Source organism: Enterobacter sp. 5-4 (assembly GCF_000612205.1).
GTDB classification, from domain to species: Bacteria; Pseudomonadota; Gammaproteobacteria; order Enterobacterales; family Enterobacteriaceae; genus Enterobacter; species Enterobacter roggenkampii.
In genome coordinates this window covers 104,242-126,618 of the sequence record NZ_JFHW01000006.1, presented here as the reverse complement: position 1 = coordinate 126,618, position 22,377 = coordinate 104,242, and the positions used below count along the sequence as shown (strand labels likewise).

Genomic DNA, 22,377 nt, shown 5'->3' with positions numbered 1-22,377 from the left:
GAGGACGAAAGCATGAAAATCAGTGATGGAAACTGGCTTATTCAACCGGGCCTGAACGTGACCTGTCCGGTGCAGGTATTCGACGTGGAGCAGCAGGGCAATGACCTGGTGGTGTTTGTTGCGCCGCGTGACGTGCGCGAACGCACCTGGCAGCTCGACACGTTGATGTTCACGGTGCGCCTGTTTGCCCCGCAGGAAGGGATTGTGGGGGTGCGCATTGAGCACTTCCAGGGCGCGCTAAACAACGGCCCGCACTATCCGCTGAACGTTCTGAAAGACGTGAAGGTAGAGATTGAAAACAACGCCGATTTTGCCGAGCTGAAAAGCGGCAGCGTCAGCGTGCGCGTCACCAAAGGCGAGTTCTGGGCGCTGGATTTCCTGCGCAACGGCCAGCGCATTACCGGCAGCCAGCTGAAAAACAACGGCTACGTGCAGGACAGCAATACCGACCGCAATTACGTTTTTGAGCGTCTGGATCTGGGCGTGGGGGAAACGGTCTACGGCCTGGGCGAGCGTTTTACCGCGCTGGTGCGCAACGGCCAGACGGTCGAGACCTGGAACCGCGACGGCGGCACCAGCACCGAGCAGTCCTACAAAAACATCCCGTTCTACCTGACCAACCGCGGCTACGGCGTGCTGGTGAATCACCCGGAAAACGTCTCGTTTGAAGTGGGCTCCGAGAAAGTTTCTAAGGTGCAGTTCAGCGTGGAAGGCGAATATCTTGAGTACTTCGTGATCGACGGCCCGACGCCAAAAGAGGTATTAAACCGCTATACCCGCTTCACCGGGCGTCCGGCGCTGCCGCCTGCCTGGTCGTTCGGCCTGTGGCTCACCACCTCGTTCACCACCAACTACGACGAAGACACGGTGAACAGCTTTATCGACGGCATGGCCGAACGGGACCTGCCGCTGCACGTGTTCCACTTCGACTGCTTCTGGATGAAGGCCTTCCAGTGGTGCGACTTCGAGTGGGACCCGGTGACCTTCCCGGATCCGGAAGGGATGATCCGCCGCCTGAAAGAGAAAGGGCTGAAGGTCTGCGTGTGGATTAACCCATACATCGGCCAGAAATCCCCGATCTTCCGGGAACTGAAAGAGAAGGGCTACCTGCTCAGGCGCCCGGACGGCTCCCTGTGGCAGTGGGACAAATGGCAGCCGGGGCTGGCGATTTACGACTTCACCAACCCGGATGCGTGCCGGTGGTATGCCGACAAGCTGAAAGGGCTGGTGGATATCGGCGTCGACTGCTTTAAGACTGACTTCGGCGAGCGTATCCCGACCGACGTGCAGTGGTTCGACGGTTCCGATCCGCAGAAGATGCACAACCACTACGCCTACATCTACAACGAGCTGGTGTGGAACGTGCTGAAAGAGACGGTGGGAGAAGAAGAGGCGGTGCTGTTTGCCCGCTCCGCGTCCGTGGGTGCGCAACAGTTCCCGGTACACTGGGGCGGCGACTGCTACGCCAACTATGAGTCGATGGCCGAAAGCCTGCGCGGCGGGCTGTCGATTGGCCTGTCCGGCTTCGGGTTCTGGAGCCACGATATCGGCGGGTTCGAAAACACCGCCCCGGCGCACGTCTACAAACGCTGGTGCGCGTTCGGGCTGTTCTCCAGCCACAGCCGCCTGCACGGCAGCAAATCCTACCGCGTGCCGTGGGCGTACGATGACGAGTCCTGCGACGTGGTGCGCCACTTCACCCAGCTGAAGTGTCAGCTGATGCCGTACCTGTACCGTCAGGCGGCGCTGGCGCGCAAGTTCGGCACGCCGATGCTGCGCGCGATGATGCTGGAGTTCCCGGACGATCCGGCCTGCGATTACCTTGACCGTCAATACATGCTGGGGGATGCCCTGATGGTCGCTCCGGTGTTCTCCGAGGCGGGGGACGTGCAGTTCTACCTGCCGGAAGGGCGCTGGACGCACCTGTGGCACAACGACGAAATTCAGGGCAGCCGCTGGCATAAGCAGCAGCACGATTTCATGAGCCTGCCGGTCTACGTGCGCGGCAACACGCTGCTGGCGCTGGGCAACAATAACCAGAAGCCCGACTACGCGTGGCACGAGGGGACGGCCTTCCAGCTCTTTAACCTGGATGATGGCGCAACGGCAGTGAGCGAAGTGCCTTCGGCGGACGGCGCGGTGGCGTTTACGCTGAAGGCATCGCGTCAGGGCGACATCGTGACCTTTACCGGCGCGGGAGACGCGCAAAACTGGTCGGTGTGTTTGCGCAACGTGCAGAAAGTGCGCGGCGTGAAGGGCGGCTCGCACGCGGGTAGCGAGTGGGGCGTGGTGGTGAAAGCCGAGGGGGATGAGGTGGTGGTTCAGCTCTGAGGTGGAAAATGCCCGGTGGCGCTGCGCTTACCGGGCCTACGGTAATTATGCGGTCTGATGCCCTCACCCACAGGGAGAGGGAACCAAAACCTCGTAGGCCGGGTAAGGCGAAGCCGCCACCCGGCTTTTTACTGTGCCGGCGCCATCGCCGACACCACGCCGCCCGTCATCGTCTGCTCTACCTGCTGCTTATCCATATTCACCGCGCTCAGCTTCCCATTCACCGTTGGCTTCAGCGGCGCACTGGCCTGCACGCTGCCGCTGGCGGTGAGCTGAATATTGCCGTCACCTGCAATCGGCAGCGCAGGCCAGCCCCACTGCTGCAGCACGCTGAGCGGAACGCCGCGCCCGTTGAGGCTCACCGCGGTCTGCCGCTGCGGCAGCTGGGAAACGGTCGCCGTGGCTTCCAGAATACCTTTCTCGGTAAACGCACTCAGGTCGGTAATGTTCACCGTCGCGGCGTTAGCATTCAGCGCCAGCGACGGACGGCGCACGTCCACGCGGTTAAAGGTCGCCGCCGCGCCGTTCAGGGTTGCGCTGCCGCCCCAGACGCCCCACTGGCGATCTTTCACCAGCTGCAGGTTTGCGCCATAGCCGTCCAGAGAGGTGATCTGCCACGGGAAGGCGGGATCGATGTCGATCACCAGGTTGCGGCTCAGGCCAAATTTTTGCAGCGTGACGCTGTTCAGCCATTCCGGCAGAGGCGCCATCCACAGCGTTTTCCAGTTCTGCGGCAGGGTATACTCCAGCCCGGCAATGGCGACATCGTCCAGCACCAGCGCTTTACCGTCGCGCAGCCAGTTACCGGACGTGCGCACCATGCCGCCTTCCCAGCGGGAGGTGAACTGGCGCAGCGCCATGCCCTGCGGGGAAAACTCCGCATTCAGGATCGGATCAAAAAGATGCAGCGAGCCGTAGATAAACTCGCTGGCGTTCATGGACAGGCGGCCTTCCTGGCTCTGCCAGTCACCTTTGCTCAGCGTCAGGTTGCGCAGGCTTAAATCGAGGTCGGTCACCGCCCAGTCCGGGCCCTGAAGCCGGGCGTCGGTCACGTCCAGACGACCAATCTGCAGAGAGGGGATAGTGGCCAGCGGTGCGAAGAACGCCGTCAGCGTTTTATCGCTCTGCAGGCGGATCTCGTTCAGGCGCATCGTGTCGATAATCCAGCTCCCGTCGGCGTTGCGCAGGGCCGAGCCGGTGAGCGAGCCCCGGGCCATATCGGCACCAATCGTGTTCAGCACCACTTCCTTGCCGTTAAGCTGGCCCTCGATCAGCACGTTGGTGGCCGGTACGCCGTTGAGGGTCAGCGAGCCTGCGCTCATCTGGATCTGCGCGTGATTACCCAGCACGTTGCCCGCTTCTGGCTGCCATGGGCTGACGCCGCCCGTCACCTTCTGCGCGCTCAGATCCCATTCGGTATTCGGGCTGTTAAAGGCCATATTGTTCAGCTGCAGGCGATCCGCCTGGAAGGGCAGCGGCGCGGTCTGCGGGGAGAGATTCAGCGTGCCGTCGAACAGGGTGATGGTGTCCACGTGCAGCGGATCGGTTATCTGGCGGCTGCTGAGGCCGATATCCACTTTTTTGGCCACCAGCGTGGCGGGTTTACCGTCCCTGCCGAAGGTGACGTTTTCCAGAATGATGTGGGATGGTGACGAAAAGCGGTGGTTCATCTTGTCGAAGCTGAGCTCGTAGTCGGTATTCACCGTTACCCAGCTGCTGACCTGAGTCGCGCCCCAGCGGGTCTGGAGCAGAATATAGAGCGCCAGTATCACAATGAGCAGGGCTACCAGAAGATAGACGAGTAGCTTTCCAATAAATTTCATGGTCTTCCATCCCGCAAAACGCACATAAGGGAGTTATGCACGATTTATGCGCAATCCTCAAGGCGGGAATGGTGTAAATAGATGTCACGGCAGACATTGACTGCCTGCCGTGAAGGGGATCAGTTCTTTTCAGGCGGGAAAACGAGGTTCAGCACGATAGCGGTGATACCGCCCGCAGCAATGCCGGAAGAGAGCAGGTTTTTCACCCAGTCCGGGGCAAACTGCAGGATCAGCGGCTGCTGAGAAACGCCCAGACCGACGGCCAGCGACAGCGCAATAATCATGATTGCGCGGCGGTTCAGCGGCTCGCGGGAGACGATACGCACGCCGGAGGCCGCGATCGTCCCGAACATCACCAGCGTTGCGCCGCCCAGCACCGGCTCAGGGATGTGCTGCACAAAGCCGCTCACCGCCGGGAACAGGCCGAGGACGATCAGCATCAGCGCCACCACGAAGCCGACATAGCGGCTGGCCACGCCGGTCAGCTGGATCACGCCGTTGTTCTGACCGAAGCAGGAGTTCGGGAAGGTATTGAAGACCGCAGAGACAAACGAATTCAGACCGTTCGCCAGCACGCCGCCTTTCAGGCGCTTCATGTACAGCGGGCCGGAAACGGGCTGCTCGGAGACGTCGGAGGTGGCGGTGATGTCGCCGATGGTCTCCAGAGAGGTGATCATAAAGACCAGCATCAGCGGCAGGAGCAGACCCCAGTCAATGCCCAGACCGTAATACAGCGGCGTAGGGACAGTGATCAGCGCGCTGTTGGCTGGCGCGGTGTTCTCCGGCAGCATGCCCAGCGCCCACGCCAGCAGGTAGCCTGCCGCCATGGCGATCACCAGCGAGGCGACGCGCAGGTATGGGTTACGCTGGCGGTTAAGCAGAATAATGATGGCCAGCACGACGCCCGCCAGCAGCAGGTTTTTTGGCGCGCCGAAGGTGTGGTCGCTCATCGCGGCATAGCCGCCGCCGATGGAGGTGAGGCCCACCTGAATCAGCGACAGGCCGATAATCATCACGACGACGCCGGAAACCAGCGGGGTGATAACGCGGCGAGCCAGATGCAGAACGCGGGAGATCACCATCTCCGTACAGCTGGCCAGCATCAGCGTGCCGAACAGCGCCGCCATCATGGTCGGGACATCCGCGCCGCCGGTTTTCAGGGCCGTACCGCCCATGATCAGCGGTGCCACAAAGTTAAAGCTGGTGCCCTGAATCGACAGTAAACCCGACCCCACCGGACCCCACGCTTTAATCTGGATAATCGAGGCCACGCCGGAGGCGAAGAGAGACATGCTGATAATGTGCTGCGTGTCCTGCGCCGGTAAACCGAGCGCCTGACAGATCAGCAGCGCCGGGGTGATCACCGCAACAAACATCGCCAGAAGATGCTGGCAGGCGGCGAAAAGCGTCTGCGGCAGCGGCGGGCGGTCTTCAAGGCGGTAAATCAGTTCGCTATTTTGCTTCTGCGCAATCGGTTGCGCATCAGGCGACTCTATGGTGTTAACGGACATCGGCGACAATCCCACGGTGGAAAAGCGGGCATTTTATCTGACCATCTGGTAAAAGCAAACGATTGCCAGCAAAAAAAGACAAGAAAATCTGCCGCTGTGAGCAGGTTTTCTACATCCGATGAGGAAAAAAAATTACACTTTTTGCGCCGGAAGCTCATGAAGAGCGCAAACCGGCCCAGGATAACGCCGCGTGTGTATAGAACACGCGCAAAAAAGGAGCCTTCTATGATTCATCTCGATACGTTGTCGACCCTTGTTGCCGCAACGCTGGTGTTACTGCTTGGCCGTAAGCTGGTACATAGCGTTTCCCTTCTGAAAAAATACACCATTCCTGAACCTGTCGCTGGCGGCCTGCTGGTGGCGCTGGCCCTGCTGGTGCTCAAAAAAAGCATGGGCTGGGAAATCGATTTTGACATGTCCCTGAAAGACCCGCTGATGCTGGCCTTCTTTGCCACCATCGGCCTGAACGCCAACCTGGCAAGCCTGCGGGCGGGCGGTAAGGTGCTTGGCGTATTTTTAATTGTGGTGGTGGGGCTGCTGCTGATGCAAAACGCGATTGGCATCGGCATGGCAACCTTGCTGGGGCTGGACCCGCTGATGGGGCTGCTGGCGGGGTCGATTACGCTGTCAGGCGGTCACGGTACCGGGGCGGCGTGGAGTAAATTGTTCGTCGAGCGCTACGGTTTTGAAAATGCAACGGAAGTGGCGATGGCCTGTGCCACCTTTGGCCTGGTGCTGGGTGGCCTGATTGGCGGCCCGGTGGCGCGCTATCTGGTGAAGCACTCCACCACGCCGGACGGCAGGCCGGACGACGAGCTGGTACCGACCGCCTTTGAAAAGCCTGACGTTGGGCGCAGTATTACCTCGCTGGTGCTGATTGAAACCATCGCGATGATCGCCATCTGCCTCACCGTGGGCAAAGTGGTTGCGCAATGGCTGGCGGGCTCCGCGTTTGAGCTGCCGACGTTTGTCTGCGTGCTGTTTATCGGGGTGATTCTGAGCAACGGCCTGGCGCTGATGGGCTTCTACCGCGTGTTTGAACGGGCGGTGTCGGTGCTCGGCAACGTCTGCCTGCCGCTGTTCCTGGCGATGGCGCTGATGAGCCTCAAGCTGTGGGAGCTGGCCTCCCTGGCGCTGCCGATGGTGGCGATTCTGGCGGTGCAGGCCCTGTTTATGGCGCTGTACGCCATGTTTGTCACCTGGCGCATGATGGGCAAAAACTACGATGCGGCGGTGCTGGCGGCGGGTCACTGCGGTTTTGGTCTGGGGGCAACCCCAACGGCTATCGCCAACATGCAGGCGATCACCGAACGGTTTGGGCCATCGCACATGGCGTTTCTGGTGGTTCCGATGGTCGGGGCGTTCTTTATTGATATCGTCAACGCGCTGGTGACTAAGCTGTACCTGATGCTGCCGATGTTCGCCTGAAATCAGGCGTTGGAATAGCGTTCGGTTTCCGGCATCCAGCGCTCAATTAACGCTGCCGCCTGCTCGGGGTAGCGTTCATGAATGTGGCGGGCGAGGCGCTGAACCTCGGGGATCATGGCCTGATCGCGCAGCAAATCCGCGACTTTGAATTCCGCATTTCCCGTCTGACGCGTGCCCAGCAGTTCACCGGGGCCGCGGATCTCCAGGTCTTTTTGCGCAATCACAAAACCGTCGTTGCTGTCGCGCAGCACCTGCAAACGCATCTGGGCGGTTTTCGAGAGCGGCGCTTTGTAGAGCAGGACGCAGTGGGACGCTACCGCGCCACGGCCGACGCGCCCGCGAAGCTGGTGGAGCTGGGCAAGGCCCAGGCGCTCCGGGTTTTCGATAATCATCAGGCTGGAGTTCGGCACATCCACGCCCACTTCGATGACCGTGGTCGCGACCAGCAAATGCAGCTCGCCCTGTTTGAACGACTGCATCACCGCCTGCTTTTCAGCGGGCTTCATGCGTCCGTGAACCAGACCCACGTTCAGCTCCGGCAGGGCGAGCTTTAACTCTTCCCACGTGGCTTCGGCAGCCTGCGCTTCCAGCAGTTCCGACTCTTCAATCAGGGTACAGACCCAGTAGGCCTGACGCCCTTCGTGGGTGCAGGCGTTGCGCACGCGGTCGATGATATCGCTGCGACGCGTGTCAGGAATGGCAACCGTCGTGACCGGCGTACGGCCCGGGGGGAGTTCGTCGATGGTGGAGGTATCCAGATCGGCGTAAGCCGTCATCGCGAGCGTGCGCGGGATCGGCGTGGCGGTCATAATCAGCTGATGCGGGTGGAAGCCCTGCTGCAGTCCCTTTTCCCACAGCGCCAGACGCTGATGCACGCCGAAGCGGTGCTGTTCATCGATAATCACCAGCGCAAGGCCGTTGAACTGCACCTGCTCCTGGAAGATAGCGTGCGTGCCGACAATCATCTGCACCTGCCCGCTGGCGATGGCTTCCTGCTGCGCAAGGCGCGCTTTGCCCTTTTGTTTTCCTGCCAGCCAGCCCACTTCAATCCCCAGCGGCGCGAACCAGGCGCGGAAATTGTTGGCGTGTTGTTCCGCCAGCAGCTCGGTCGGCGCCATTAACGCGACCTGTTTACCGTGGGCAATGGCGCGCAGGGCTGCAAGGGCGGCAACCAGCGTTTTACCGGAGCCTACATCGCCCTGTACCAGGCGCATCATCGGCACGTCGAGCGCCATATCGCGTTCAATCTCGGCGGTGACGCGCGCCTGCGCACCGGTGGGTTTAAACGGCAGAGAGGCCAGCAGCTTATCTTTGAGCGCATCATTCTGGCTTAACGGCTGAGCGTGGAAACGCTGCGCGCCAGCGCGAAGCGCCAGCATGCTCAGGTTATGCGCCAGCAATTCCTCAAGGATAAGACGCCGTTGGGCGGGGTGTTTCCCGCTTTCTAAGTCGCTGAGCTGCAGCGTGGGCGGCGGACGGTGCAGGGTACGCAGCGCTTCGGGAAGGCTCATCATGCCCTGCGCCAGCTCGGGTGGCAGCAGCTCGGTAATGGCGCAGGTGTCCAGCAGCTCCAGCGCCTGATCGGTGAGCTTACGTAGCGTCGCCTGCTTGATGCCTTCGGTCGTCGGGTAAACCGGGGTAAGTGTCTCCTGCAGTTCCGGCGTGCTGAGATCGCCCTGCACGCGGTACTCCGGGTGGATCATCTCTGCGCCATATTTTCCGCGTTTGGCTTCGCCATAGGCCAGCACCCTGCGGCCCGTTGCCAGGCTGTTTTTCATCGCCGCGCTGAAGTTGAAAAATCTCATGGTGAGAATGCCGGTGCCGTCACTGATCTGACAGGTCATCATCCGGCGTCCGCCGAACGTGATATTGCAGTTCAGGACTTCGCCTTCAACGGTGGCGTAAATGGCGGGAAGGAGATCGCCAATCTTATAAAGCTGGGTGCGGTCTTCATAACGCAGGGGGAGGTGAAGCAGGAGATCCTGCACGGTGTGCAGGCCAATTTTGGCCAACTTACTGCTTTGCGCCGCGCCCACGCCCGTCAGGCTGTTGAGCGGGATAGCATCCAGCAGGCGGCCTTTCATCGCTTACCCGGCGTACTGCATGGTGGCCCACCACTCGGCATCGGCTTCAATTTCGCCCTGCGCGTTGACGTGGGGGTAAGGCAATTTTTTCTGCTTCGCAACGCGAGCCAGCACTGGATAACCGCCTTCAAACAGCAGGCGCTGCTGTTCATCTTCCGGCAGCATGCTGTTGCTACGCTCGTACATGCCGGCGTTCTGACGCTGGCGCTGCGCTTCATACAGAATGAGCGCGGACGCCACGGAGACATTGAGAGACTGGACCATGCCGATCATCGGAATGATGATGTCCCGATCCGCCAGATCCAGCGCTTCCTGTGAGATCCCGGTTTTCTCCTGACCCATCAAAATGCAGGTCGGGCGAGTGTAATCGATCTCGCGAAAATCCACGGCTTTAGCGGACAGGTTAGTGGCAAGGATCTGCATCCCGCGCCCTTTCAGGTGCGAAACGGCATCGCCAATTGTCTGGTGAGATTTGACGGAAACCCAGCTGTTACTGCCTGCCGCCGCCGAGACCATGGTGCGCACCCGGTGACCCGGCCAGACGGCGTGCACTTCATGCACACCGACGGCATCGGCGGTACGGACGATAGCAGAGACGTTATGCGGTTTATGGACCTGCTCCATGCAGACCGTCAGGTCAGGCTGACGCCTGGCGAGCATTTCGCATATCCGCGCGTAACGTTGTGAATTCATACCACTAGTTTCGGTTACGGGTGACTTTAATCACGTCCGGCATGACGCGGATCTTGCGCATGATATTCGCCAGATGCACGCGGTCGCGGGCGGTCAGACGAATAAAGGCGCTGTACACGCGGCCATCTTTTTCTTCCGTATTCAGGCTTTGAATATTGGAAGAGGCCGTGTTGATCGCTGCCGTCAGGTTCGCCAGGGCACCCTGGTGATTGAACATATCCACCTTAATCTCGGTGATAAATTCCTGCGCCGTCTCTTTATCCCACTCGACCGCCATAAACTTCTCGGCTTCTTTCTGGTAGCCGCGAATGTTACGACAGGATTCGTGGTGGATAACCAGCCCTTTACCTGGGCTGACGTGCGCAATAATCGGGTCGCCTGGAATTGGACGGCAACATTTTGCGAAGGTGATCAGCACCCCATCCGCGCCTTTGATTGGCAGATGAGCATGGCCGGATGCGCCAGGCGCAGAAGGTATTGCTTCGCCCTGCTGCAGGTTTTTCGCCACCACGACGCTCATGGCGTTGCCCAGACCAATTTCCGCCAGCAGATCGTCAAGAGACGTGAGCTTCATACGGTCGAGCTCGCGCTGGATATGCTCCGGTGGGATCTCAGCCAGCTTACGGCTGCCGCCCAACGCGTGGTTGAGCAGACGACGCCCCAGGCTGACGGAATCATCACGCTTGAGGTTTTTCAGCAGCTGGCGGATTTTAGCGCGCGCTTTGGAGCTCACGACAAAGTTCAGCCAGGCCGCGTTCGGACGTGCGCCCGGCGCGGTAATAATTTCCACCGTCTGGCCGCTGGCGAGCGGCTGAGACAGCGGGTAAGGTTGTCTGTCGACGCGCGCGCCCACGCAGGCATGGCCGATATCGGTATGCACGGCGTAAGCGAAGTCGACCGGCGTTGCACCCGCAGGGAGTTCGACAATGCGACCTTCGGGGGTGAAAACGTAAATCTCATCCGGGAAGAGATCGGATTTCACGCTCTCGATAAATTCAAACGAGCTGCCCGCACTCTGCTGAAGTTCCAGCAGGCTCTGCATCCAGCGCTGGGCGCGGATTTGTGCGGTCGTGCTGCTTTCGCCACCGTGCTCTTTATAGGCCCAGTGCGCGGCAACACCCATCTCTGCCATCTGGTCCATGTCTTCGGTGCGAATTTGCACCTCAACAGGCACGCCGTGCGGCCCGATCATCGAGGTGTGCAAAGATTGATAGCCGTTCGCTTTTGGAATGGCGATGTAATCTTTCATCCGCCCCGGACGCGGTTTGTAGAGGCTGTGCATCTGCCCCAGCACGCGATAGCAGGTGTCCGAGTCGTGGACAATCACGCGGAAGGCGTAGATATCCATGATCGAGTGAAAACGCTGCTCTTTGAGCACCATTTTGCAGTAGATGGAGTACAGGTGTTTCTCGCGACCGCTGACGCGGCACGGAATTCCCGCTTCCTGCAAGCGCCCTTCGATTTCAGAGAGGATTTTTTGAATCATCTCCTTACGGTTGCCGCGTGCGGCTTTCACCACCTCTTTAATCACGCGATAGCGGTTCGGGTACAACGCTTCAAAACCCAGCTCTTCCAGCTCGGTTTTAATGTGGTGAATACCTAAACGGTGCGCCAGCGGACTGTAGATTTCGAGGGTTTCACGGGCAATGCGGCGACGTTTATCCGGGCGAAGCGAGCCCAGCGTGCGCATGTTGTGGGTGCGGTCAGCGAGTTTGATGAGAATGACGCGGATATCCTGCACCATCGCCATAATCATCTTGCGGAAGTTTTCGGCTTGCGCCTCTTTCTTGTCGCGGAAATTCAGCTTATCAAGCTTAGAGACCCCTTCCACCAGTTCGGCAACGCTTTTGCCAAACAGCTGTTCCATGTCCTGGTAAGTGGCAGGGGTATCTTCAATCACGTCGTGCAGCAGCGCGGCCATCAGCGTTTCGTAGTCGAGTTTCATCTCGGCCAGAATACAGGCCACCGCTACCGGGTGCGTGATGTAGGGTTCACCGCTTGAACGTGTCTGGCCCTCGTGAGCGTCACGTGCAACGAGATACGCCTGCTGAAGACGCTTAATCTGATCTTCAGGCAGGTAGATTTGAATCAGTTGATTCAGGCTTTCAAACAGATACAAGGGCGACCCGCAGGTTTAATTAACGACGACCTTCAGCAATAGCGGTTACGGCCTGCAGTTCTGCGGCTTCCTGCTCTTGCTGCTCCTGGCGCTCACGCACGTCGAGGATCTGGTTGTTGATCAGACCTTCTTCGATTTCGCGAAGTGCAATAACGGTGGTTTTATCGTTTTCTTCCGGTACCAGCGGATCTTTACCGCCTACCTGCATCTGACGAGCGCGACGCGCGGCGACCAGCACCAGGTCAAAACGGTTACCAATTTTCTCTACAGCGTCCTGAACAGTTACGCGTGCCATACTTAAAATGCTCCACAGGTGAAGAAATGACTGGGCATGATACTGAAAGTGGGTTCAGTCTGCCAACAGTTTGGTGATTAATGCGTCATGTCGCTGCTTCTGGCGGCTCATACGCAGACGTTCTGCACGAAGAATGGTTTTGAGATCGCTCAGTGCGGCATCAAAATCATCATTCACAATAAGGTAATCATATTCCGCGTAATGGCTCATTTCTGCAACAGCCTGTTCCATACGCTTTGCGATGACTTCTTCGCTGTCCTGACCGCGGCCACGCAGGCGGCGATCCAGCTCATCTTTCGATGGCGGTAAAATAAAGATACTGCGCGAGTCAGGCATTTTCTTGCGAATTTGCTGTGCACCTTGCCAGTCGATATCCAGGAACACATTCACGCCCGTGGCCAGAACCTGCTCAATGGTTTCACGCGAGGTACCGTAGTAATTACCGAATACTTCCGCGTGTTCAAGAAACGCGTCTCTGCCGATCATCGCTCTGAACTCGTCGTGATCCACAAAGAAATAGTGTTCGCCGTGCACTTCACCCGGACGCGGTTGACGCGTGGTGTGAGAAACAGAAACCTGTGTGTCGTACAACGGTTGGGTTTTTAACAGTGCCTGAATAAGGCTGGATTTACCCGCGCCACTAGGGGCAGAAACAATATACAGCGTGCCTTGAGCCATGAGAGTCTTTTGTATGTGTTAACGAAGAAGTCCTACATACGGGCTTATTATACACGTCACTGCCGTGTGACGTAGCCTTTGTCACACTTTTTCCCCTGGATTATTGAATTTTGCGTGCCGTTATCAGGTTTTATCTGGGGTTTTCAGCAACCCAAAGAAATACCGGATAGCGTCTCGCATTGTGAATCGTTGCCGTTAGCGTTGTTTCAGGCATCGGGATATACCTCCTGCAACACAAAGGAGGAGTAGCAATGTGGCGATGGATAAGCGGGTTAATGCTCTTGTGGAGTGGCTATGGCGCGGCGGTGTGCCCGGTGTGGTCGCAGGCAAAAGCTGAGAAAGAGATGGCGTCGTTAAGCGCGCAAATCAAACGCTGGGATGACGCTTACTGGAAGCAGGGCGTGAGCGAGGTCAACGACGAAGTTTACGACCAGCTTAACGGGCGCTTAATGCAGTGGCAGCACTGTTTTGGCAGTGAGCCTTCAGAGGAGAAACTCCCTGCGCTGGTGGGAAGCGTAAAACATCCTGTTGCCCATACGGGCGTACATAAAGTGGCCAGCAAAGAGGAGTTGAGACAGTGGATGCGTGCGCGGCAGCATCTGTGGATGCAGCCCAAAGTTGACGGTGTGGCGGTAACGCTGGTCTATCGTGACGGAACATTAACCCAGGCCATCAGTCGTGGTGATGGCCTGAAAGGGGAAGACTGGACCGGGAAGGTGCGTTTGATCCCGACTATTCCGCAAAAGCTCACCGGCAAGCTCGCGAACAGCGTCTTACAGGGCGAGCTTTTCTGGCTAAGCGACAATCACATTCAGCGGCAGATGGGCGGGATGAACGCTCGCGCAAAGGTGGCGGGGGCGATGATGCGGCAAAAGGATAACTCAGTTTTGAGCAAGATCGGCGTGTTCATCTGGGCCTGGCCGGATGGGCCGAAAGATATGCAGACATCTTTAGCTGAACTGTCTCAGGCCGGTTTTACGCTGTCGGCACGGTATACGCTACCCGCCGAATCTGTTGATGCCGTCGAGAAACAGCGCGCCGCCTGGCACGTAACCGGATTACCCTTTGCCACGGATGGCATTGTGGTGCGTTCGGAGGATGCGCCCGCAGGGGAAGGCTGGTTACCGGGCGAAGGCAACTGGCTGGTTGCGTGGAAATATGCGCCTGCAGCCCAGGTGACCGAGGTGAGTGATATTCATTTTTCCGTGGGGCGAACGGGCAAAATGTCCGTTGTAGCCGCACTGGAACCTGTGCAACTGGACGATAAACAGGTACGGCGGGTGAGTCTGGGCTCGGTGGAGCGCTGGCAGAGGCTGGATATTGCCTCAGGGGATCAGATACAGGTCAGCCTGGCCGGGCAGGGTATTCCCCGGTTTGATAAGGTGGTCTGGCGCGGGACGGACAGACATAAACCCGAGCCTCCAGCCTCGCGTTATCATGCGCTGAGCTGTTTCTATGCTTCTCCGGAATGTATGGAACAGTTCTTTGCCCGACTGACCTGGCTCAGCTCAAAGCAGGTGCTTGATATTGAAGGATTAGGCGAGTCAGGCTGGCGCACCCTCTGGCAGGCACATCATTTTGAACACCTCTTTTCGTGGCTGTTATTAACGCAGGCGCAAATGCAGGCTACGCCTGGCTTTTCCTCCGCGCGCGGGCTGGCGCTCTGGCATCGATTTAATCTGGTGCGCGAGAAGCCATTTATTCGCTGGCTCATGGCATTGGGTGTTCCGCTGACACAGGCTTCGCTGAAGGCGATGGGGAACGTAACGTGGCAGACGCTGAGTGGACATAACGTAAAGAACTGGCAAAGCCTGCCGGGAACGGGAGAGAGGAAGGCGCGACAAATTGTTGCCTTCATCCACGATCCTGGCGTTGCCGGGCTGGCATCCTGGTTAGGCAAGCAGGGCCTGCCTGGATTTTAGAGCGAGCTTGCTTTAGCTTTGCGCCAGGGGGTATGTCTGTCTGGCGAACTGAAGGTTTCGCGGAGCTGATCGTAGTCATAGATGTGGCGGCCGCCATCAATTACCGGGATAAGTGTGGGAGCCTGATAGCACGCCGCAAGCACCGAGCTGCATTGATCAACACCCGTTGTGATTCCAAGCCACGTCAACATCAACTCATAATTGCTTGCTGTGGGCCACGCTTCATGCACCCACCCCACCGATCTTTTTTGAGCATTCAGGGCTTGCTGGCTATACCAGATAAACTGGGGGACCTGGTAAGCCTCTTTGCTTGGGTTGCGTGAGCCATGCATATAGATGGAGTTCAGCTGCGGGTTTTTTTCCAGCCCATGGTCTGAAAAATAGAGCAGAGAGGATGCGCTGCCCTGCAGACGTTTAGCTACTTCGCCAATGAAGTAGTCGGTAAACAGAATCGCATTATTGTAGCAATCTTCATACTTGTTGCCGGTATGCAGAATATTTGCGGATGGCGGATACCGATCGCAGGCCATCTCATGACTGCCGTTGATATGCAGGAAAATTAACTTCCTGCCGGGTGCTTTAAGCGCCTCATCCAGGGCAGGTAAAAGTTCGGTGTCATAACGGGTGTCAATCCACTGGGCTTTATGGCTAATAGAAGCAATCGCCACAATATAGTTATTGCTCTTGCCTGTATTACCCTGGGCGCTAATCCATTCGGTGTGATAGCCCGTTTTTTTAGCGACGCTAACGATATTGTCAGCAAGCTTATCGGTGGTGAAGTGGTCTGGATCGGCTTTACTTAATATCATCGGCACGGAAAGCACGGTGGCTGACGCCGGGGCAATAGCATTGCTAAAAATGAGGGAGTCCTTCGCCAGCAAGGATTCCACTGGCGTGGTATCCTGGTGAAAACCGTAGAGCTTCATATTGCTGCGACGTGCGGATTCACCCACGATAACAACATAGTTTTCGATGCCCGTTTCATGATACTGCAACGCAGGATAATTGACGCTGTGCTGGCTAATTTTCTCCGCCAGCGCGTTATCGCGATGGGCAATAATGAACTCTGCGCCGGTGTAAAATGGCGTATTGGTTAAAATCCGGGAGCTTAGCGGATAATAAACTTCAAGGTCGTGGCGTTTTTTTAGCCAATTTGCCGTCGAATACCAGCCAAAATAAACGGCAAGCAGAACGAAGCCGATAGTTTTGACGCGGGAAGAAACATGCTCGCTAGCTGCTTTGATTGCGAACCAGGTGACAATAAAGTAAGCAAACGCGGCTGGTAAACAGTGCAGGTATAAACCTGACATGCTTTTCGCTTCGGCTACGTGAGTGCCGAGAATACTCATCGCGAATACCGTGTTAAATTCGCTCTGGTAGACGCTCCAGGTACTGTAAGCAATCGCAAAATTTAACGTGAGCAGGGCGGTTAAAAAAAATGCGAGGATCTTGCCGGGAAGCGAGCGAAAGATTGCTGCGGCGCAAACCAGTAAAAGCGCATTACAAATCGCAATGCGCACTGCGAATCGTGCAGGTTGCGTTAAAAATACTGGCCATAACTGAATCAGCACGGAAACGAGCAGCAAAATTAAAAAATGGCTGCTGAGTTTTTTATTAATAATCAGGGCTGACGTTTTGGCAAAGGACATTGTTTTAACGCAAGTTTATGGGGACAAAGATGCGACAGTTTATCGCGTTTGGCCCGGTTATATGAGATAACAAAAAGTGCTTTTTACTACTTTGTTGTGGTTTTGTTGAGAATTCAATGGGTGTCCTGCGTGTAATGAAAAACAGGCAATCCCAGCTTTAAGCGCAGTGCCAGCAAGCGAGCCGTAAAGCCAAATAATAACGTGGCAATGACCACAACATCATGGCTCGAAACATAATGTTGTAAAGCAATATACAGAACGGCAGACGCAAAGGATATTCCGGCGTAAAGCTCTTTCTGGAAAACCAGTGGAATGCGCTTGCAGAACATATCGCGCAGCACACCGCCGAATACGCCCGTGACCACGGCGGCAATGGTAGCGATAACAGGTCCTTCCCCCATATCGAGCGCGATTTGCGCTCCGATAATCGAGAAAACCACCAGACCTAAAGCGTCAAGGACTAAAAACAGGCGGCGAAGATGGGGCATGACGGGCGCCACTATGGTGGTTAACACGGCAGCTGTCGCCACGATAATGACGTACTCAGGATGTTTGACCCAGCCAAGCGGATAATGTCCCAGCAGAATATCGCGTACCGAGCCGCCGCCCAGCGCGGTCGCTGTAGCAATAATGATCACGCCGAAGGTGTCCATACGGCGACGTCCGGCAGCAAGTGCGCCGGTCATGGCTTCTGCGGTGATGCCAATGAGATAAAGGATGTGAAGCAGCATATTTCCTCCGGTGTGAACGCGGGGGAGGTTAGCGATTTGTGCGCAAGATCACGATTGAGTTTTTCTAAGGCGACTGCGTTTGCCCTATAAATTTTTATCAAATGATGTTGAATAAGCTTGATGAAAGGCGGTGACGCGCAAAATCAGGTGCCGGAGTGGATTAGAAATAATAATGGGTGGTGCCGTCGACACCACCCGATAAGGCATTACTCAATATTCTGGATCTGCTCGCGCATTTGCTCAATCAGCACTTTCAACTCAATCGCTGAATTCGTCACTTCTGCATTGATCGACTTAGACGCAAGAGTGTTCGACTCGCGGTTGAACTCCTGCATCATAAAGTCCAGACGGCGGCCTACCGCTTCCTTTTTCTTCAGAATGTTGTAGGTCTCTTTAACGTGCGCTTCCAGACGGTCCAGCTCTTCAGCGACATCAATACGTTGCGCCATCAGCACCAGCTCTTGTTCCAGACGGGTGTTTTCCAGCTGAACTTCTGCCTCTTCCAGTTTGGCGACCAGGCGCTCGCGCTGCCACTGCAGCACTTCCGGCATATGGGTGCGAACCTTAGCCACTTCCGCACTCACGCCTTCAAGGCGCTGCTCAATCATCGCTTTCAGCGCCTGACCTTCGGTTTCGCGGGCAACGATAAAGTCATCCAGCGTGCCGTCGAGGGCGGCCAGAATTTCAGCGGCAATCGTGTCCAGATCCTGCTCACCGGCGGCCATGACGCCAGGCCAGCGCAGAATATCAACCGGGTTGATTTCGCCTTCATCGCTCTGCATTTTGACCCAGTTCGCCGCATTCACGAGCTGTTTTGCCAGTTTTTCGTTGAGGATCAGCTCGCCCTGTGCGCTGGCATCAGGCTCAAAGCGCAGGTTACATTCCACTTTACCGCGCGTCAGACGCGTACGGATACGCTCGCGAACAACAGGCTCAAGGCTGCGGAACTGCTCCGGTATACGGAAATACGTTTCCAGGTAACGCTGGTTTACCGAGCGCATTTCCCATGTAGCGCTACCCCAGCTACCCTTGATTTCACGCCGGGCGTAGGCGGTCATACTGCGGATCATAGACATTCCCGTTTTTAAAGGAGAGATGGGGGGATTATAGCTTTCGGGGGCTTCTCAGGATAGGAATAAGCGTCCTTTATCCGTATAATGCGCAGCCACATTCGTTTCAAGCCGGAGAATCCATCATGCGTCCATCAGGTCGTAGCGCCAATCAGGTGCGTCCCGTCACCCTGACCCGTAACTATACAAAACACGCTGAAGGCTCCGTGCTGGTTGAGTTTGGTGACACCAAAGTGCTGTGTACCGCATCCATCGAAGAAGGCGTTCCGCGCTTCCTGAAAGGTCAGGGCCAGGGCTGGATCACCGCCGAGTACGGCATGCTGCCGCGCGCGACCCATACCCGTAACGCTCGTGAAGCGGCAAAGGGTAAGCAGGGCGGTCGTACCATGGAAATTCAGCGTCTGATCGCGCGTGCGCTGCGCGCCGCCGTTGATCTGAAAACCCTCGGCGAATTCACGATTACCCTGGACTGCGACGTGATTCAGGCCGATGGTGGCACGCGTACGGCCTCTATTACCGGCGCCTGTGTAGCGCTGGCAGATGCTCTGAACAAGCTGGTTGCAGCCGGTAAGCTGAAAACCAATCCAATGAAAGGCATGGTTGCGGCGGTCTCCGTAGGCATCGTTAACGGTGAAGCGCTTTGCGATCTGGAATACGTTGAAGATTCCGCTGCAGAGACAGACATGAACGTGGTGATGACCGAAGACGGTCGCATCATTGAGGTGCAGGGCACGGCAGAAGGCGAGCCGTTCACCCACGAAGAGCTTCTCTCCCTGCTGGCGTTGGCCCGAGGGGGAATCGAATCCATTGTCACGACGCAGAAAGCGGCGTTAGAAAATTGATTTTAAAGGCGACCAATGAGTCGCCTTTTTTTTGCCTGTAAGACAGAAAAACCAAAGGAGCTAATCCATGAAATCGTATCAGCGCCAGTTTATTGAGTTTGCGCTTAACAAGCAGGTACTTAAGTTTGGCGAATTTACGCTGAAATCCGGGCGTAAAAGTCCTTATTTCTTCAACGCCGGGCTGTTTAATACCGGGCGCGATCTGGCACTGTTAGGCCGTTTCTATGCCGAAGCGCTGGTGGATTCCGGGATTGATTTTGACCTGCTATTTGGCCCGGCCTATAAAGGCATTCCGATTGCGACCACTACCGCGGTGGCGCTGGCGGAACATCATGATCGCGACGTGCCGTACTGCTTTAACCGCAAAGAAGCCAAAACCCACGGTGAAGGCGGGAATCTGGTCGGCAGCGCGCTGCAGGGCCGCGTCATGCTGGTGGACGATGTGATCACCGCGGGCACGGCGATCCGCGAATCAATGGAGATTATCCAGGCCAACGGTGCAACGCTGGCTGGCGTGTTGATTTCGCTGGATCGTCAGGAGCGTGGTCGTGGAGAAATTTCCGCCATTCAGGAAGTGGAGCGGGATTACAACTGCACTGTGACGTCAATAATCACCCTGAAAGATCTGATTGCGTATCTGGAAGAGAAGCCTGAGATGGCGGACCATCTGGCAGCGGTAAAAGCGTATCGCGAAGAATTCGGGGTTTAATTGCATTGCCCGGTGGCGTTGTGCTTACCGGGCCTACCCGTTCGTAGGCCGGATAAGGCGAAGCCGCCATCCGGCGATCGCGTTACTGTAATTGTGCTGCCACTAACGGCCAGCGGGCGTCAAAATCGTCCGTTGGGCGGTATTTGAACTCGCTGCGCACGAAGCGGGAAAGCATCCCTTCACAAAACGCCAGAATCTGGCTCGCCAGCAGCGTTTCATCAATGCTGTATCCTTCACCCTCACGCATTTTCTTCTCGCGCAGAACCTGGCGCAGCTGCGCTTCAATGCGTTCGAAAAGCTGGTTAATGCGGCCCTGGAGTCTGTCCTGCTCAAACATCAGCGCGTGGCCGGTCAGGATACGGGTTAAGCCCGGATTGCGTTCACCGAAGCCCAGGATTAACAGCACTATCAGACGCAGACGCGCGGTAGTGTCTTTTTCGTCTTTCAGAATCAGGTTGATGCGCGTGATCAGGCTGTCTTCAATAAACTCGATCAGACTGTCGAACATCCGGGTCTTGCTCGGAAAATGACGGTACAGCGCCGCCTCAGACACGCCTACGGAGGCGGCCAGTTTAGCGGTGGTGATGCGTTGACTGCCATCGCTGGATTCAAGCATCAGAGCCAGAGATTGAAGTATTTCTTCGCGACGATTCCTTTTCGCGGTTTGTTTTTCTGCCATGTTACAAAATACCCCTGAAAATAAGCACTTGCCAGGCTGGCATCCACACAGCGACCGCAAACGGACGTTTGCGGTTTGTTATTGCATTATGACGCTGTGAGATACGTGTTTGTCGGGCCGTTATTTGCGCCCGGAATGGCCGAAGCCGCCTTCGCCACGGTCGGTGGCGTCAAAGTCTGCCACCAGGTTAAATTCTGCCTGTACCACCGGTACAAAGACCATCTGTGCGATACGCTCGCCCGGTTCAATGGTGAAGCTGTCCTGACCACGGTTCCAGACGGAGACCATCAGTTGACCCTGATAGTCGGAGTCGATCAGGCCCACCAGGTTACCCAGCACAACGCCGTGCTTATGGCCCAGGCCAGAACGCGGCAGGATAACCGCTGCCAGCGACGGGTCAGCAATGTGAATCGCCAGGCCAGTCGGAACCAGGGTCGTGGCACCCGGAGCCAGTTCTACGGCGTCATCGAGACAGGCGCGCAGGTCAAGACCGGCAGAGCCGGAGGTGGCATAGGTTGGCAGCGGGAATTGCTCGCCAACACGCGGGTCCAGAATCTTAACGTCGATTTTTTTCATCATAACGGGTAACGATCTCGTCGAGTAAATGTTGGCCCAGGAGTTCCTTGCGCTCAAGCGGTAAGACTTTATCTCCATCCTGCCAGAAAAGGTGCAGTGCGTTGCTGTCGCTGTTAAATCCTTGTGTGGCCAGCGATACGTCGTTCGCGCAAATCAAATCGAGGTTTTTGCGGGTACGTTTTTGCCGGGCATATTCTTCCACATTATTCGTTTCTGCGGCAAACCCAACAACGTATGGACGGTGGCTTTTTAGTGCGGCGACACCGGCAACAATGTCCGGGTTTTTCACCATTTTTAGTGTTAATTCATCGCCTTGCTTTTTAATTTTAGCCTCGGCGATCGTCTCAGCACGATAGTCTGCCACGGCCGCACAGCCGATAAAAATCTGCTGGCTTTGCGCATGTGCCTGCACGGCGGCTTCCATCTCCAGCGCGGTGGTAACGTCAATTCGCTTCACACACGCAGGGGTAGGCAGAGAGACCGGGCCGCTCACCAGCGTGACGTTCGCACCACGCTTCGCGGCGGCGGCGGCAATCGCAAAGCCCATTTTGCCGGAGCTATGGTTGGTAATGTAGCGCACCGGATCCAGCGGCTCGCGCGTGGGGCCCGCGGTTATCATGATGTTGAGATGTTGCAGATCGTTGACAGGCGAAAAGTGGGCCGCGGCCATATCAACAATCGTCAGCGGATCAAGCATGCGGCCCGGGCCAACATCGCCGCATGCCTGGCTGCCGCTGTCCGGACCCCAGATAAGCAGGCCGCGTGAGGCCAGCGTCTCAAGATTGTGCTGCGTAGCCGCGTTACGGTACATCTGCTGGTTCATGGCAGGCACGACGGCAACAGGCGCAGGTGTGGCCAGACAAATGGTGGAGACCAGGTCGTTTGCCATACCGGCCGCTACCCGGGCGATTAAATCAGCCGTGGCGGGCGCGAGGATAACCAGGTCTGCCCATTTCCCAAGCTCAATATGGCCCATCGCGGCTTCGGCGGCCGGATCGAGCAGGCTGTCAGATACCGGGTATCCTGAAACGGCCTGCAGGCTCAGAGGAGTGATAAAGGCTTTACCGCCTTCGGTTATCGCGACCCGTACATCTGCCCCGCGCTCGCGCAGACGACGCACCAGCTCCGGCGCTTTGTAGGCAGCAATACCGCCGCTCACGCCAAGAACGATTTTTTTACCGGCCAGGCTCATCATGATTCTTTCCTGTTGGGGTTCACCAGAGAGCGGGCATTTTAT

Annotated in this window: 18 protein-coding genes; 5 read left to right on the top strand and 13 right to left on the bottom strand. The window is 57.0% G+C overall.

The window, feature by feature from the left end; translation table 11 throughout:
* Positions 1-12 precede the first annotated feature (12 nt).
* The gene (gene yicI / locus AA74_RS0101985) at positions 13-2,331 is read left to right on the top strand and encodes an alpha-xylosidase (RefSeq protein WP_025910636.1); all 2,319 of its coding nucleotides are present in this window, start codon (positions 13-15) and stop codon (positions 2,329-2,331) included.
* A gap of 128 nt (positions 2,332-2,459) precedes the next feature.
* On the opposite strand, the gene AA74_RS0101980 is transcribed toward yicI, so the two are convergent.
* Positions 2,460-4,154 carry an AsmA family protein gene (locus tag AA74_RS0101980; RefSeq protein ID WP_025910634.1) on the bottom strand — a complete coding sequence of 565 codons (1,695 nt, stop codon included), beginning with the start codon at positions 4,152-4,154 and terminating at the stop codon, positions 2,460-2,462.
* A gap of 119 nt (positions 4,155-4,273) precedes the next feature.
* Positions 4,274-5,665: a xanthine/proton symporter XanP gene (gene xanP / locus AA74_RS0101975; protein ID WP_008502668.1), complete on the bottom strand. Its 1,392-nt coding sequence runs from the start codon at positions 5,663-5,665 to the stop codon at positions 4,274-4,276.
* A gap of 225 nt (positions 5,666-5,890) precedes the next feature.
* Between xanP and gltS the strand changes: the two genes are divergently transcribed.
* Positions 5,891-7,093, top strand: coding sequence for a sodium/glutamate symporter (gene gltS, locus AA74_RS0101970; protein ID WP_025910632.1), 1,203 nt, complete (start codon positions 5,891-5,893; stop codon positions 7,091-7,093).
* Positions 7,094-7,095: 2 nt separating this feature from the next.
* Here gltS and recG read toward each other — a convergent pair whose 3' ends face one another.
* From recG to gmk, 5 genes are read right to left on the bottom strand one after another with little or no spacing between them, the layout of a single operon-like run.
* Complete coding sequence (gene recG, locus AA74_RS0101965; RefSeq protein WP_021242409.1) at positions 7,096-9,177, bottom strand: ATP-dependent DNA helicase RecG; 2,082 nt, start codon at positions 9,175-9,177, stop codon at positions 7,096-7,098.
* A gap of 3 nt (positions 9,178-9,180) precedes the next feature.
* A complete protein-coding gene (trmH, locus tag AA74_RS0101960; protein ID WP_025910628.1) occupies positions 9,181-9,870 on the bottom strand; it encodes a tRNA (guanosine(18)-2'-O)-methyltransferase TrmH in 690 nt (229 codons plus the stop codon).
* A 4-nt stretch (positions 9,871-9,874) separates the two neighbouring features.
* Positions 9,875-11,989 (bottom strand): bifunctional GTP diphosphokinase/guanosine-3',5'-bis pyrophosphate 3'-pyrophosphohydrolase, encoded by a 2,115-nt coding sequence (gene spoT / locus AA74_RS0101955; protein ID WP_008502673.1) that lies wholly within the window; start codon positions 11,987-11,989, stop codon positions 9,875-9,877.
* Between the two features lie 19 nt (positions 11,990-12,008).
* The gene (rpoZ, locus tag AA74_RS0101950; protein WP_000135058.1) at positions 12,009-12,284 is read right to left on the bottom strand and encodes a DNA-directed RNA polymerase subunit omega; all 276 of its coding nucleotides are present in this window, start codon (positions 12,282-12,284) and stop codon (positions 12,009-12,011) included.
* A gap of 54 nt (positions 12,285-12,338) precedes the next feature.
* Entirely contained in the window at positions 12,339-12,962 is a 624-nt protein-coding gene (gene gmk, locus AA74_RS0101945) for a guanylate kinase (protein ID WP_008502674.1), read from the bottom strand.
* A 251-nt stretch (positions 12,963-13,213) separates the two neighbouring features.
* On the opposite strand from gmk, the gene ligB reads away from it, so the two are divergent.
* The gene (gene ligB / locus AA74_RS0101940) at positions 13,214-14,884 is read left to right on the top strand and encodes an NAD-dependent DNA ligase LigB (RefSeq protein ID WP_025910625.1); all 1,671 of its coding nucleotides are present in this window, start codon (positions 13,214-13,216) and stop codon (positions 14,882-14,884) included.
* Here ligB and AA74_RS0101935 read toward each other — a convergent pair.
* The 3 genes from AA74_RS0101935 to AA74_RS0101925 form a co-directional block, all read right to left on the bottom strand.
* Positions 14,881-16,533: a phosphoethanolamine transferase gene (locus AA74_RS0101935; RefSeq protein ID WP_008502676.1), complete on the bottom strand. Its 1,653-nt coding sequence runs from the start codon at positions 16,531-16,533 to the stop codon at positions 14,881-14,883. The genes ligB and AA74_RS0101935 overlap by 4 nt on opposite strands.
* Positions 16,534-16,646: 113 nt before the next feature.
* Positions 16,647-17,264 (bottom strand): trimeric intracellular cation channel family protein, encoded by a 618-nt coding sequence (locus AA74_RS0101930; RefSeq protein WP_008502677.1) that lies wholly within the window; start codon positions 17,262-17,264, stop codon positions 16,647-16,649.
* Positions 17,265-17,470: 206 nt separating this feature from the next.
* The gene (locus tag AA74_RS0101925; protein ID WP_025910622.1) at positions 17,471-18,334 is read right to left on the bottom strand and encodes a YicC/YloC family endoribonuclease; all 864 of its coding nucleotides are present in this window, start codon (positions 18,332-18,334) and stop codon (positions 17,471-17,473) included.
* Between the two features lie 125 nt (positions 18,335-18,459).
* On the opposite strand from AA74_RS0101925, the gene rph reads away from it, so the two are divergent.
* Both rph and pyrE read left to right on the top strand, forming a co-directional pair.
* Positions 18,460-19,176: a ribonuclease PH gene (rph, locus tag AA74_RS0101920; protein WP_006812424.1), complete on the top strand. Its 717-nt coding sequence runs from the start codon at positions 18,460-18,462 to the stop codon at positions 19,174-19,176.
* A 67-nt stretch (positions 19,177-19,243) separates the two neighbouring features.
* Positions 19,244-19,885: an orotate phosphoribosyltransferase gene (gene pyrE / locus AA74_RS0101915; RefSeq protein ID WP_025910619.1), complete on the top strand. Its 642-nt coding sequence runs from the start codon at positions 19,244-19,246 to the stop codon at positions 19,883-19,885.
* Positions 19,886-19,967: 82 nt separating this feature from the next.
* Here pyrE and slmA read toward each other — a convergent pair whose 3' ends face one another.
* The 3 genes from slmA to coaBC form a co-directional block, all read right to left on the bottom strand.
* Positions 19,968-20,564, bottom strand: coding sequence for a nucleoid occlusion factor SlmA (slmA, locus tag AA74_RS0101910; protein ID WP_008502690.1), 597 nt, complete (start codon positions 20,562-20,564; stop codon positions 19,968-19,970).
* A gap of 120 nt (positions 20,565-20,684) precedes the next feature.
* The gene (gene dut / locus AA74_RS0101905) at positions 20,685-21,143 is read right to left on the bottom strand and encodes a dUTP diphosphatase (protein WP_008502691.1); all 459 of its coding nucleotides are present in this window, start codon (positions 21,141-21,143) and stop codon (positions 20,685-20,687) included.
* On the bottom strand, positions 21,121-22,332 hold the full coding sequence (gene coaBC / locus AA74_RS0101900; protein WP_025910617.1) for a bifunctional phosphopantothenoylcysteine decarboxylase/phosphopantothenate--cysteine ligase CoaBC: 1,212 nt from the start codon (positions 22,330-22,332) through the stop codon (positions 21,121-21,123). Before coaBC ends, dut begins: the two co-directional genes overlap by 23 nt.
* Positions 22,333-22,377: the final 45 nt, after the last annotated feature.

Excerpts from the sequence above, each read along its gene's own strand:
- xanP (WP_008502668.1), bottom strand. The coding sequence starts at position 5,665 with ATGTCCGTTAACACCATAGAGTCGCCTGATGCGCAACCGATTGCGCAG.
- yicI (WP_025910636.1), top strand. The coding sequence starts at position 13 with ATGAAAATCAGTGATGGAAACTGGCTTATTCAACCGGGCCTGAACGTG.
- gmk (WP_008502674.1), bottom strand. The coding sequence starts at position 12,962 with ATGGCTCAAGGCACGCTGTATATTGTTTCTGCCCCTAGTGGCGCGGGT.
- ligB (WP_025910625.1), top strand. The coding sequence starts at position 13,214 with ATGTGGCGATGGATAAGCGGGTTAATGCTCTTGTGGAGTGGCTATGGC.
- coaBC (WP_025910617.1), bottom strand. The coding sequence starts at position 22,332 with ATGAGCCTGGCCGGTAAAAAAATCGTTCTTGGCGTGAGCGGCGGTATT.
- gltS (WP_025910632.1), top strand. The coding sequence starts at position 5,891 with ATGATTCATCTCGATACGTTGTCGACCCTTGTTGCCGCAACGCTGGTG.
- pyrE (WP_025910619.1), top strand. The coding sequence starts at position 19,244 with ATGAAATCGTATCAGCGCCAGTTTATTGAGTTTGCGCTTAACAAGCAG.
- recG (WP_021242409.1), bottom strand. The coding sequence starts at position 9,177 with ATGAAAGGCCGCCTGCTGGATGCTATCCCGCTCAACAGCCTGACGGGC.
- AA74_RS0101930 (WP_008502677.1), bottom strand. The coding sequence starts at position 17,264 with ATGCTGCTTCACATCCTTTATCTCATTGGCATCACCGCAGAAGCCATG.
- trmH (WP_025910628.1), bottom strand. The coding sequence starts at position 9,870 with ATGAATTCACAACGTTACGCGCGGATATGCGAAATGCTCGCCAGGCGT.
- AA74_RS0101935 (WP_008502676.1), bottom strand. The coding sequence starts at position 16,533 with ATGTCCTTTGCCAAAACGTCAGCCCTGATTATTAATAAAAAACTCAGC.
- slmA (WP_008502690.1), bottom strand. The coding sequence starts at position 20,564 with ATGGCAGAAAAACAAACCGCGAAAAGGAATCGTCGCGAAGAAATACTT.
- dut (WP_008502691.1), bottom strand. The coding sequence starts at position 21,143 with ATGATGAAAAAAATCGACGTTAAGATTCTGGACCCGCGTGTTGGCGAG.
- rpoZ (WP_000135058.1), bottom strand. The coding sequence starts at position 12,284 with ATGGCACGCGTAACTGTTCAGGACGCTGTAGAGAAAATTGGTAACCGT.
- AA74_RS0101980 (WP_025910634.1), bottom strand. The coding sequence starts at position 4,154 with ATGAAATTTATTGGAAAGCTACTCGTCTATCTTCTGGTAGCCCTGCTC.
- AA74_RS0101925 (WP_025910622.1), bottom strand. The coding sequence starts at position 18,334 with ATGATCCGCAGTATGACCGCCTACGCCCGGCGTGAAATCAAGGGTAGC.
- rph (WP_006812424.1), top strand. The coding sequence starts at position 18,460 with ATGCGTCCATCAGGTCGTAGCGCCAATCAGGTGCGTCCCGTCACCCTG.